General features: G+C 65.4%; 12 protein-coding genes. 5 read left to right on the forward strand and 7 right to left on the reverse strand.

What is annotated here, in order from left to right; translation table 11 throughout:
- The 5 genes from VFB18_RS09655 to VFB18_RS09675 all read left to right on the forward strand — a co-directional run.
- The coding region (locus VFB18_RS09655; protein WP_324974181.1) for a DALR anticodon-binding domain-containing protein at nt 1-365 on the forward strand (365 nt) is incomplete at its 5' end.
- A gap of 11 nt (nt 366-376) precedes the next feature.
- Entirely contained in the window at nt 377-805 is a 429-nt protein-coding gene (locus VFB18_RS09660) for a VOC family protein (RefSeq protein ID WP_324974185.1), read from the forward strand.
- Between the two features lie 9 nt (nt 806-814).
- Complete coding sequence (locus tag VFB18_RS09665; RefSeq protein ID WP_324974188.1) at nt 815-1,240, forward strand: gamma-glutamylcyclotransferase family protein; 426 nt, start codon at nt 815-817, stop codon at nt 1,238-1,240.
- Between the two features lie 95 nt (nt 1,241-1,335).
- A complete protein-coding gene (gene ppdK, locus VFB18_RS09670; RefSeq protein WP_324974191.1) occupies nt 1,336-4,029 on the forward strand; it encodes a pyruvate, phosphate dikinase in 2,694 nt (897 codons plus the stop codon).
- A 276-nt stretch (nt 4,030-4,305) separates the two neighbouring features.
- On the forward strand, nt 4,306-5,439 hold the full coding sequence (locus VFB18_RS09675) for a cell wall hydrolase (RefSeq protein ID WP_324974194.1): 1,134 nt from the start codon (nt 4,306-4,308) through the stop codon (nt 5,437-5,439).
- Here VFB18_RS09675 and nadC read toward each other — a convergent pair.
- The 7 genes from nadC to VFB18_RS09710 all read right to left on the reverse strand — a co-directional run.
- Nucleotides 5,390-6,256, reverse strand: a complete 867-nt coding sequence (gene nadC / locus VFB18_RS09680) for a carboxylating nicotinate-nucleotide diphosphorylase (RefSeq protein ID WP_324974197.1) — start codon at nt 6,254-6,256, stop codon at nt 5,390-5,392. The genes VFB18_RS09675 and nadC overlap by 50 nt on opposite strands.
- Nucleotides 6,253-7,899: an L-aspartate oxidase gene (locus tag VFB18_RS09685; RefSeq protein WP_414675680.1), complete on the reverse strand. Its 1,647-nt coding sequence runs from the start codon at nt 7,897-7,899 to the stop codon at nt 6,253-6,255. The genes nadC and VFB18_RS09685 overlap by 4 nt, the downstream gene beginning before the upstream one ends.
- A gap of 38 nt (nt 7,900-7,937) precedes the next feature.
- Nucleotides 7,938-9,005, reverse strand: coding sequence for a quinolinate synthase NadA (gene nadA / locus VFB18_RS09690; protein WP_324974204.1), 1,068 nt, complete (start codon nt 9,003-9,005; stop codon nt 7,938-7,940).
- A gap of 169 nt (nt 9,006-9,174) precedes the next feature.
- Nucleotides 9,175-9,948, reverse strand: a complete 774-nt coding sequence (locus VFB18_RS09695) for an anti-sigma factor (protein ID WP_324974207.1) — start codon at nt 9,946-9,948, stop codon at nt 9,175-9,177.
- Entirely contained in the window at nt 9,945-10,478 is a 534-nt protein-coding gene (locus VFB18_RS09700; protein ID WP_324974210.1) for a sigma-70 family RNA polymerase sigma factor, read from the reverse strand. The genes VFB18_RS09695 and VFB18_RS09700 overlap by 4 nt, the downstream gene beginning before the upstream one ends.
- A gap of 40 nt (nt 10,479-10,518) precedes the next feature.
- Entirely contained in the window at nt 10,519-10,848 is a 330-nt protein-coding gene (locus VFB18_RS09705) for a cupredoxin family copper-binding protein (RefSeq protein ID WP_324974213.1), read from the reverse strand.
- Between the two features lie 11 nt (nt 10,849-10,859).
- Nucleotides 10,860-11,258 (reverse strand): metallophosphoesterase family protein (locus tag VFB18_RS09710; RefSeq protein ID WP_414675679.1); only part of this gene is annotated, 399 nt, incomplete at its 5' end.

The raw sequence follows: 11,258 nt of genomic DNA on the forward strand, positions 1-11,258 counted from the left end.
CCGAAGACGGCGAGCATCTCCTCACCGGCACCAAGCGCGCCATCAACATCCTGCGCATCGAGGAGAAGAACGACGGCCGAAAGTTCGATGGCGCGCCGGACGCAGACTTGATGAACAACTTTGAGAAGCACCTTTGGGGGACAATTCAAAGTACCATCGTGGAAGCCGGTGAGTTTGTGCAGGAAGAGAAATTCGATGACGCCATGGAAGTGCTGTCCACACTCAGACCTGCGGTAGACTCATTCTTTGAGACCGTAAGGATCAACGTAGACGAACGGAACCTGCGCGAAAATCGTCTCAAGCTGCTCAATCAAATTCGGGTTGCCACACTGGAGGTCGCCGACTTCTCGAAGATCGAAGGTTAGGGAACGGAGGAATGCCGGCAAGCATCAGTCTCATCACCTTGACCGTCGCCGATATCGCCCGCGCCACGCGCTTCTACGAGAGCCTCGGCTTCGTGACCTCCAAGCGTGCGAGCCAGGACGACGTAACCTTCATGCGCGCGGGCGGCGTCGTTCTCGCGCTATGGGGGAGACAGGCGCAAATCAAAGACGCTGGCGCCGAAACGGTATGGACCGGAAACGGCGGCATCGTAATCGCGCGCAATTTCGCGAGCGAGGCCGAGGTCGATGCGGCGATGGCTCTGGCCGAGGCCGCCGGCGCGCGCATCCTCAAGCCCGCGGCCAAGGCCTTCTGGGGCGGCTATAACGGCTACTTCGCCGATCCTGACGGCCATGTGTGGGAGATGGCCTTCAACCCGTTTTGGCCGCTGGATGAGCAAGGCTTCGTCAAGCTGCCGGAATGATTCCGAGAAATGTCCGTCCGCACCCTCTTCGTCTATGGCACGCTGAGGCCCTCGAGCCGTCACCCCATGGCACACCGGTTGCGGGCTGGAGCGAAGCCCCTCGGCACGGGAACCGCTCGAGGTACGCTTTACGATTTCGGCTATTACCCCGGGGCCACGTTTGACGGCGAGGCGCGCGGCCGCGTGGTCGGCGAGGTCTTCGCCGTTCCCACGGCAAGCCGGCTGATCGCCGAGCTCGACTATTACGAAGGCGCGCCGCCGCACGGCGACGGCGAACTTTACCGGCTGGTCGAGATCGAGGTCTTGCTCGACACGGGCCCCATGCTGCGAGCGATGACTTACGCGCTCAAACGCCCGCCGCTTTGGGCAAGACCGGTTCCGAGCGGAGACTGGATCGTGCACACAAGGGCGCGCACCGCGCGCAAGCTTCGTTAGGCCCCAATCCAAAGCGTCAGCCCAGCCGTTTGTGCATTGCATCCAACACGGGCTACAAGGTCCGAACGATGACCTCTGATCCGGCGATGAAAAGGATGGAACAGACAACCTCGACCAGGCCCCGTTGGGTGTTCACCTTCCGCGCCGGCCACGCCGACGGCTCTGCCGCCGACCGCAACCTGCTCGGCGGCAAGGGCGCCTATCTCGCCGAGATGTCGCGGCTCGGCCTTCCCGTGCCGCCGGGCTTCACCATCTCCTCAGAGGTCTGCGCCGCCTATTACGAGCTCGGGCGAAGCCTCCCCGACGAGCTTAGGCCGATGGTCGATGAGGCGCTCGAAGCCACAGGTCGGGTCGCCGAGGCAAAGTTCGGCGATGTCGACAATCCGCTGCTCGTGTCGGTCCGCTCGGGGAGCCGCGCCTCGATGCCCGGCATGATGGACACCGTGCTCAACCTCGGGCTCAACGACCAGACGGTGGAAGGGCTCGCCCGCCGTTCCGGCGACCGCCGGTTCGCCTACGACACCTATCGCCGCTTCATCCAGATGTATGCCGACGTGGTGCTCGGGCTCGATCACGAGCTGTTCGAGGAGATTCTCGAGAATTTCAAAAATCTCAAAGGCCTCGAATACGATACCGATCTTTCCGCCGAGGATTGGCAGGCGATCGTCGACCGCTACAAGTCCCTCGTCGAAGCCGAGCTTGGCGAGCCCTTCCCGCAAAATCTGCACGACCAGCTGTGGGGCGCCATTGCCGCCGTGTTCGGCTCCTGGCAGAACGCCCGCGCCATCGCCTATCGCCGGCTGCACGATATCCCCGACAGTTGGGGCACCGCCGTCACCATCCAGGCCATGGTGTTCGGCAATCGCGGGGACAGGAGCGCGACCGGGGTCGTGTTCACGCGCAACCCCTCGACCGGCGATAAGGAACTCTACGGCGAATATCTCCTCAATGCCCAAGGTGAGGACGTGGTCGCAGGCTTGCGCACGCCCCAGCCCCTGACCGAGGTCTCACGCAAAGGTTCGGGCACCAAGCGGCCGTCGCTCGAAGCGCTGATGCCCGACGTCTTCGCCGAGCTCAAGGCAGCCTGCGCCAAGCTCGAGGCGCATTTCCACGACATGCAGGACATCGAGTTCACCGTGCAGGAGGGCAAGCTGTTCATGCTTCAGACCCGCGCGGGGAAGCGTACGACGGGAGCCGCGCTCAAGATCGCCGTCGACATGGCCGAGGAGGGACTGATTTCCCGCGATGAAGCGGTACTCGCCATCGACCCGGGGCAGCTTGATCAGCTCCTCCATCCGACGCTGGATCCCGATGCCGACCGCATCGTTCTCGCCAAGGGCCTGCCCGCTTCCCCCGGTGCCGCAACCGGCGAGCTCGTGTTCGACGCCGACGAGGCGGTTCACCTCAAGGGCCAGGGCCACACCGTGATCCTTGCCAGGATCGAGACATCGCCCGAGGACGTGCAAGGCATGCATTCCGCCGTCGGCATCCTCACCACCCGCGGCGGCATGACGAGCCATGCCGCCGTCGTCGCGCGCGGCATGGGCCGCCCGTGCGTGGTCGGCGCCTCTGCCGTGCACATCAATCTCGAGCGCGAGACGCTCACGGCGAGCGGCATGGTTCTGCACAAGGGCGACATCGTCACCATCGACGGCTCGACCGGCCAGATCATCAAGGGACGCGTGCCGACGCGCGAACCGGAGCTGTCCGAAGACTTCAACAAACTGATGCGCTGGGCCGACGGCATCAGGCGCATGCGCGTGCGGGCGAATGCCGATACGCCGGCCGATGCGCGCCAGGCGCGCGCCTTCGGCGCCGAAGGCATCGGGCTTTGCCGCACCGAGCACATGTTCTTCGAGGAAAGCCGCATTCTCGCCATGCGCGAGATGATCCTCGCCGAGGATCAAGACGGCCGGCGCAAGGCGCTCGCCAAGCTGCTGCCCGCCCAGCGCCAGGATTTCATCGCCTTGTTCGCCATTATGGCGGGGTTGCCGGTGACCATAAGGCTGCTCGACCCGCCCCTGCACGAGTTTCTGCCCCACACCGACGAGGCGATCGCCGACGTCGCTGCCGAAATGGGCGTGACCGTGCCGAGACTGAGGCGGAGGCTCGCCGCCTTGAGCGAGTTCAACCCGATGCTCGGCCAGAGGGGCTCGCGCCTCCTCGTCAGCTTTCCCGAGATCGTCGAGATGCAGACCCGCGCCATCTTCGAGGCGGCGATCGAGGCGGGCAAGACCCTCCATTCGCGCGTGATCCCCGAGATCATGGTGCCGCTCGTCGCGGCAAAGCCCGAGCTCGACATCATCAAGGAGCGCATCGCCTCGACCGCGCGCGCCGTCGAGAAGGAGCGGGGAACGAGTGTCGCCTACACCGTCGGCACCATGGTCGAGCTGCCCCGCACCTGCCTGATGGCCGGCGAAATCGGCCAGAGCGCGCAATTCTTCTCCTTCGGCACCAACGACCTGACCCAGACGACATTCGGCCTGAGCCGCGACGACGCCGGCCGCTTCCTCGGCGAGTATGCCGAGAAGGCGATCATCCAGCACGATCCCTTCATGACGCTCGATCCTGCCGTCGGCGAGCTGATGCAGATGGCGGTCGAGCGCGGCCGCAAGGCAAAGCCCGAGCTCAAGATCGGCATTTGCGGCGAGCATGGCGGCGACCCGGCCACGATCTTCTTCTGCGAGAAGATCGGGCTGAACTATGTGTCCTGCTCGCCTTACCGGGTGCCGGTGGCGCGTCTTGCCGCTGCCCAAGCCACGCTCGGCAAGGGGGTAACCGATAATTAGCGTTTCTGGCAGGAAATGGTGGACTGTTGCCGTTCACCACAATTTGCCCTAATTTCTCGGGCACGGTTAACGCAATGACACGGGAATCCGGGCAAAACCGGGTGGGGGACTTAAGCTTAACATTCTGATTTCCCACCATTTTGCCTGAATGAATACGGGGACAGTCCGAATCCGCGGCCGCTTCTCTTTTGAGGGCGCGGAGGAGGGCAAGCGGGGGAACACCGGCCGAAGCGACGGACGGGGCTCCCGCGAGGTTAGGGGTGACCTGGAGGGAAAATGGGCCGACGCTTGCCTCGTCGGGTGTGGCACACGGTCGCTGCGCTCGTGCCGCTTCCCCTCATCGCTTTGGGCTATGTGGCCGCGGTGCCGGGCAACCCCGTCGCCTTCCAAGTCGAGCTTTTCATGTCCGGCAAGGGCTCGGCCTATGCCCTGAAACGCACCGCCGCCAGCATCCCTACGGTTCTCCCGCGCGAAGCCTCCTATCTATTCAGGTCCGGCCGTAAAGGTCCGCGTGCCGATCAGGTGCTCGCCGCCAACGCCGTGACCTATGCCGGCAAGCAGCCTATTACCGCGAGCCTCGGCGGCGATCCTTCCATCGGCGTCCGCGCCATCGGCAGCGAAGTCAGCCGCTCGCTGAAGGGCGATCGCCTCAATCCCACCGTTTCCGATGTCGCCTTGCGCGGACCGGTCGGTGGCACAATGGCCAACTCGCTACTCATGAACGCGAGCTACGGCATCCCCTTCGCGGACGCATTGAACGTTGAAACCTTCAGGCCCTCGCCTGAGGAGATCGCCTACCACCCCTCGGCCGAGGCACTGGGCTTCAGATACAAGGGTGAGAGCCAGGCCGAGTTCGAAGAGCGCGAGCGCCGCTGTCTCGCCACCGCCATCTACTTCGAAGCGCGCGGCGAGCCGGTACGCGGTCAGATCGCGGTGGCGCAGGTCATTCTCAATCGGGTGCGCAGCCCCATGTTCCCGCAGACCATCTGCGGCGTGGTCTATCAGGGGCAGATGCATCCGGGCTGTCAGTTCTCCTTCACCTGCGACGGCCACACCGACACGCCGCGCAACGACGAGCAATGGGCTCTAGCCCAGAGCATCGCGAAGAAGATCACCGCCGGCGAGCTCTGGTTGCCCGAAGTCGGCTATTCCACGTACTACCACGCCAATTACGTAAGCCCGCGCTGGGTCGGCGAGATGAACAAGATCGACAAGATCGGCCGCCACATCTTCTACAAGAAGCGCAACGAGGAACCTTATGTCGTCGAGGCGTCGACGACGCCGGACAGCGAATCGGGGATTTCTTTGACGCCCACGCTGTCCCTGGTCTCAGCCGCCGTCAGCAACGTGGCGGGCGCGTCTACGCCGTCCAATCAAGCGATGAGTCTAGGCTATTCGGCGCATGAGTAAGCGCGCCGACCGAGATGACGTCGACGCCTGTCCTGGCGATCTCCGCAACCGTCTCTAGCCGCACGCCGCCCGACGCTTCCGTCACGACCCTGCCGTTCACCAAATCCACTGCCTTTCTCAGCGTGGCGACATCCATATTGTCGAGCAGCACCGCATCGATCGGATGGCGGAGCGCCTCTTCGAGCTGAGCGAGCGTGTCCACTTCGACTTCGATCTTGACCAGATGGCCGACGCGCGATCGGATCATCTTGAGCGCCGCAGAGATACCTCCGGCCGCGGCGATATGGTTGTCCTTGATGAGGACCGCATCGTAGAGCCCGAAGCGGTGATTGATGCCGCCGCCCGCCCGCACCGCGTATTTTTCGAAGACCCTTAGATTGGGCGTGGTCTTGCGCGTGCAGGCGATGCGCGCTCTCGTGCTTCTGACCGCCGCCACGAACGACGATGTCAGCGTGGCGATGCCACTTAACCGGTTGAGGAAATTGAGTGCGGTGCGTTCGCCGGTGAGGAGCGCGCGGGTGAGCCCCTCGACCTTGGCAATGGTTCCCCCGGCGGCAACCCTGTTGCCGTCGGCGATTACGCGCGTGAAGCCGACTTCGGGGTCGAGCATCCTGAAGGCGGTCTCGGCGAGATCGAGGCCGGCAACGATGCCCTCTTCTCGCGCCACGATCTCGGCCTTGCCGCGAGCGCCCGCGGGAATAATAGCGTCGGTGGTGATGTCGCCGGCCTGCCCGAGATCTTCATCGAGCGCCGCCGCGACCGCCTGCTCGACGAGAAGAGGCGGCAATTCGAGGGAAGGGGAGGGCGCTTCGCTCATGCGTTGAGCGCGGCGCTGCGCGTAGCCACGAGCCGCGGCCGCGCCGGCTTCTCGCGCGGTCTGGTCTCGACCGCCTCGCGCGCGATGGCATCGGCCGCTTCCAGAGTGAGAAAACTCCGCCGCGCGAGCCGCGCGTCAGAAACCGGGTAGTCGCTGCGGAAATGCGCGCCGCGGCTTTCCTTGCGCGCGAAGGCCGACGCGGCAATCAGCTTGGCGGCGGTGAGCATGTTGGTGAGCCGCCGGTCGCCCTTGGCCTTCGCCTCCGGCTCGAGTGAGAGGATCGTACCAAGCGCCTTGACGAGCGAGGCCTCGTCGCGGAGCACGCCGACCTCGGCCGACATGGTGCGGCGAAGGACTTGCTCGAGCCGCTCGTCATGGCCGGCGGCGGCGGCCGCGTCCTGCGCGCCTGTCGACTGAAGCGGTGCGGCAAACGAACCGGCGATATCGGCAGCAACGCGGGCGCCGAACACCACGGCTTCGAGCAGCGAGTTCGACGCGAGCCGGTTTCCGCCATGCGCTCCGGTCGATGCCACCTCGCCGCAAGCCCACAGCCCGTCCACCGTGCTCCGCCCCCGCGCATCGGTGAGTATGCCGCCCATGTGGTAGTGCGCGGCGGGTGCCACGGGAATCGGGTCCGTCCTGGGATCGATGTCGGCCGAGCGGCAAATCGCGTACACGGTGGGGAAATGCTCCTCAAGCTCGTCTCCCAGCGCGCGGCAATCGAGGAACGCGCCGCGCCCGCTTGCGACCTCGCGATGGACCGCGCGCGCCACCACGTCGCGGGGGGCGAGCTCGGCGTCCCCATGCACCGCGCGCATGAAGCGCTCGCCGCGCGAATTGATCAAGACCGCGCCCTCGCCGCGTAAAGCTTCGGTGGCGAGCGGCGCCGGATCGCGGCCGATATCGATGGCGGTCGGATGGAACTGCACGAACTCGGCGTCGGCGATCACCGCACCCGCCCGCGCGGCGATGGCGATACCCTCGCCGCGCGCCTCGCGCGGATTGGTGGTGATGGCGTAGATCTGGCCCGCGCCGCCGGTCGCGAGCACGACGGCGCTCGCCGGCAGGACGAGGCCGGGTGCAAATGCGCCGCCGTTCTCCGGCGCGACCTCGAGCCCCGCCACGCGCCCGTCGCGCAGCACGAGGTCGCGCGCGGCGAAGCCTTCGAGCACGTTGATCGACGGCGTGGCGCTGACCGCCGCCATCAGCGCGTGCATGATGGCGCGCCCCGCCGTGTCGCCCTTGACGTGGAGGATGCGGCTCCTGCCGTGGGCGGCTTCGCGGCTGAAGGTGAGACGGCCTTCGAGATCCTTGTCGAACGGGACGCCGTAGCGGAGCAGGTCCTCGACGCGTTCGCGTGCTTCGCGCGCGAGCAGCAGCGCGATCTTCTCGTCGACGATGCCGGCGCCGGCCGCGATCGTGTCGGCGGCGTGATCCTTGGGGCTATCGCCCTCGGCAAGCGCGGCCGCGATGCCGGCCTGCGCCCAAAGGCTCGATGCGCCCTCGCCGAAGCGCGCCGCCGAGACGACGGTGACGGGACGCGGCGCGAGCTTGAGCGCGGTGAACAGACCCGCGAGCCCGGCGCCGACCACGATCACGTCCGACGTCTCGCTGCGCGGCAGCTTGGCGGGAGAGGTGAGCAACTGGTTCACTTAGCTTACGCCTCGCAGGCCTCAAGCGGCTAATGGTTGAGATTGATCATGCGCTCGACGGCGGCGCGCGCCCGCTCCGCCACGGCCGGGTCGACCGTGACCTCCTCCTTGAGGAACAGGAGCGAGTCGAGAATCTTCGGAAGCGTGATGCGCTTCATGTGCGGGCAGAGATTGCACGGCCGCACGAACTCGACCTTCTCTGCCTCGACCGCCACGTTGTCGCTCATCGAGCACTCGGTGACGAGCAGCACCTTCTTCGGCTGATGCTCGTTGACCCATTTGATCATGCCCGAGGTCGAGCCGGTGAAATCGGCCTCGGCGAGCACGTCGGGCGCGCATTCGGGATGGGCGATGATCTTGACGCCCGGATCGGCCTCGCGATAGGCGCGGAGCTCATCGCCGGTGAACAGCTCGTGCACCTCGCAGTGGCCCTTCCAGGTGATGATCTCGACCGAGGTCTGTGTCTGCACCCATTTGGCGAGATATTCGTCGGGGATCATGATCACGCGCTTGGCGCCAAGCGACTCGACAACGCGCACCGCGTTCGACGAGGTGCAGCAGATGTCCGACTCGGCCTTCACCTCCGCGCTCGTGTTGACATAGGTGACGACCGGCACGCCGGGATAGGCCTCGCGCAGCGCGCGCACGTCCGCCCCGGTGATGGAGGCGGCAAGCGAACAGCCCGCCCGCGAATCCGGAATGAGCACCGTCTTGTCGGGGTTGAGCAGCTTCGAGGTCTCGGCCATGAAATGGACGCCGCCCTGCACGATGATCTCGGCGTCGGTCTTGGATGCCTCGCGCGCGAGCTGAAGCGAGTCGCCGACCACGTCGGCGACGCAATGGAAAATCTCCGGCGTCATGTAGTTGTGCGCGAGCACGACGGCGTTGCGCGTCTTCTTGAGGTCGTTGATCGCTTTGATGTAGGGGGCGAAGCCCGGCCACTCGATCGGCGGGATGACGCGCGCAACGCGCTCGTAAAGGTGGGCGGTCTCCCGCGCCACCTCCGGCGTGTAGGCGAGGTCGGGCACGACCGCCGGCGCGAGCCTCCGCGCCGCGCCCGGCCTAGTCCGCGGGATACTGCCATGCACTGTGGTCATTGCCCTTTGCCTCCCATGACCAATAATGCTCATAATGAGCATATATGGGTGCTAAAACATCCGGCGCAAGGCCGGCCCCACACCCGAATTACTATTCTCAAGGTGAGTATAGGGGAGTGAGTTTCAGAATCCTAGGCCCTCCGCTTCACATGGTCGCACAGCCGCGGCCCTACGCGGGCGGCCGACCGGCTGCGGCTCCGGCGGCCGCCCGGAACAGCTTGACGAAGCTTGCGAGTTCATCGGGTGCGGCGTCCGACACGGCGCAATAGCTGACGCCGCCCTCGCTCCAGGAGAGGACAAGGTAACCGCGCTCGGACTGATTGGAACTTGCCGGGAGGGCCCGCTCCTCAGGCAACTCCGTTACCGTGATCAGATGCTTGCCGCGCGAATAAATGAGCGAGGCGGCGGGCTCGAGCCCGATGACGTCGATCCGTCCGCCGAGAAGCGGATAGCCTTCAGCGCCAAGGTCGGGCACGACGGGAGCAAAGCCAAGCTTGCCGTTGAACCAAGGCTTCACCGTGTGGTGGTCGGAGGAGGCAACGTCCATCGGCGCCGGCGCCATCAACCCGCGGATATGCGCCGACACCACTTCGCTAGCGAGCTGATCGCCGGATTGTTGATTGAATGCACCGAAGGTCAATGTTCCGGCGAGGACCGCGCCGGCGAGGAAGGATGCCGCAAGGCTCCCCCACGCGCGGCCTTCGCCCGAACGCGCGTGGCCGATTCCGAGCCGGGACTCGATCCGGTCACGGAGGTCGCGCGGGGGCACATCTTCGCCCATGTCGGCCCGAAGCGCCGCGCCGAGCAAACGATAGGCTTCGATCTCGGCGGCAAGCGCAGGTTCAGACGCAAGCCGCTGCTCGAAGCGGTCGGCCTCGAGCGGCGAAAGCTCGCCGTCGAGATAGGCGTTGAGGAGAACCTCGTCCTCCCTGGAAAGGGTCATGATCCGCCTCCGCTTATGGCGGCGAGAAGGAGCCGGCGCGCCCGGGCGAGCCGCGACATGACGGTGCCGATGGGAAGGGCCGACACCTCGGCGATCGTCCGGTAATCGAGTCCGTGGATCTCTCGCAACACGAGGACCTCGCGAAACGGTATTGGCAAGGCGCCGAGGGCCTTTCTGATCTCCTGTGCCTCGATCTTGGCGATCAACATGGTCTCGGGCGTTTCTCCGCCTTGCCACTGATCGACCCGATCGCGCGCCGCCATATCGAGGTCGTCCGTCAGCACGACGCTCCGAGGCCGGTTCTTGGCGAGCCAGCTATAACTCGTGTTGCGCACGATGGTGAGCACCCATGCGCGCGCGTCGCCTCTGCCGAAGCTGCGGATGGCCCTGAAGGCCTTGAGCGACGCCTCCTGCACGATATCCTCGGCATCGGCCCGGCTGCCGGCCAGCCAGCGCGCAAGACCGAAGGCATCGGCGAGGTGAGGCAGAAACACCTCGGCGAAGCGGGCATGATCCGTCCTGTCGTCCACGTCCAGCCGATCGAACTTCACACCCTCCAGTCTAGCCTCATTAAGGCGTGACGACGATCTTGCCCGTCATATGCGGGTGAATGGCGCAGAAATATTCGACCGTTCCCGGAGTTGTGAACGATTGCGAGAATCTGTCGTCCGTGTCGAGCGCCGCTGAGCGGAACTTGCCTTCCTTTTCGGCCACCACATGCGGGATGTCGTCGGCATTGATCCACGTGACCGTGCCGCCGGCCTTGATCGTGACCGTAGGCGGGTCGAAGGTGAAGTTCGCGATCTTCACTTCGGCATCGGCCGCGAGCGCTCCCGATGCCGCGAGCGAGATCGTCGCGCCGGCAAGCGCCGCCATGATCGCACTCCGTACTTTCGTCATGGGATCGCTCCTCAGCTCTGTAGCGGCGTATCGGTGATCGCGAGCGGCTTGTCTCCGACGCGTACTTCGACGCTGGTGATGCCGAGCATCGAGCGAAGCTTGTCGGCAGGCACCGTCATCGGACCGGGCGAGGGCGCCGTCCCAGGGACCGGCTGCGGGAAGCAGGTCGAGCGCGCCGTGTGGAAGGTCATGTTGCCCTCGACCTTCTGCACGATCTGATGAATGTGCCCGTTGAGCACGGTGACCGAGCCGAACCGCCTCAGCATGCCGAGCGCCTGCATGCCGTCGTCGGTGCCCCATCCCCATTCGGCATAGACCGTCCACAGCGGGATGTGGGCAAAGACGACGATCGGCGTCGAATCCGGCTTGTCCTTGAGATCGTCGGCGAGCCACGCGAGTTGCTCGGTCCC

This window comes from Methyloceanibacter sp., assembly GCF_035650995.1.
GTDB lineage: Bacteria > Pseudomonadota > Alphaproteobacteria > Rhizobiales > Methyloligellaceae > Methyloceanibacter.

Coding starts and splice junctions, on each gene's coding strand:
- VFB18_RS09660 (WP_324974185.1), top strand. CDS start 377: ATGCCGGCAAGCATCAGTCTCATCACCTTGACCGTCGCCGATATCGCC.
- VFB18_RS09705 (WP_324974213.1), bottom strand. CDS start 10,848: ATGACGAAAGTACGGAGTGCGATCATGGCGGCGCTTGCCGGCGCGACG.
- ppdK (WP_324974191.1), top strand. CDS start 1,336: ATGGAACAGACAACCTCGACCAGGCCCCGTTGGGTGTTCACCTTCCGC.
- VFB18_RS09695 (WP_324974207.1), bottom strand. CDS start 9,948: ATGACCCTTTCCAGGGAGGACGAGGTTCTCCTCAACGCCTATCTCGAC.
- nadA (WP_324974204.1), bottom strand. CDS start 9,005: ATGACCACAGTGCATGGCAGTATCCCGCGGACTAGGCCGGGCGCGGCG.
- VFB18_RS09665 (WP_324974188.1), top strand. CDS start 815: ATGTCCGTCCGCACCCTCTTCGTCTATGGCACGCTGAGGCCCTCGAGC.
- nadC (WP_324974197.1), bottom strand. CDS start 6,256: ATGAGCGAAGCGCCCTCCCCTTCCCTCGAATTGCCGCCTCTTCTCGTC.
- VFB18_RS09675 (WP_324974194.1), top strand. CDS start 4,306: ATGGGCCGACGCTTGCCTCGTCGGGTGTGGCACACGGTCGCTGCGCTC.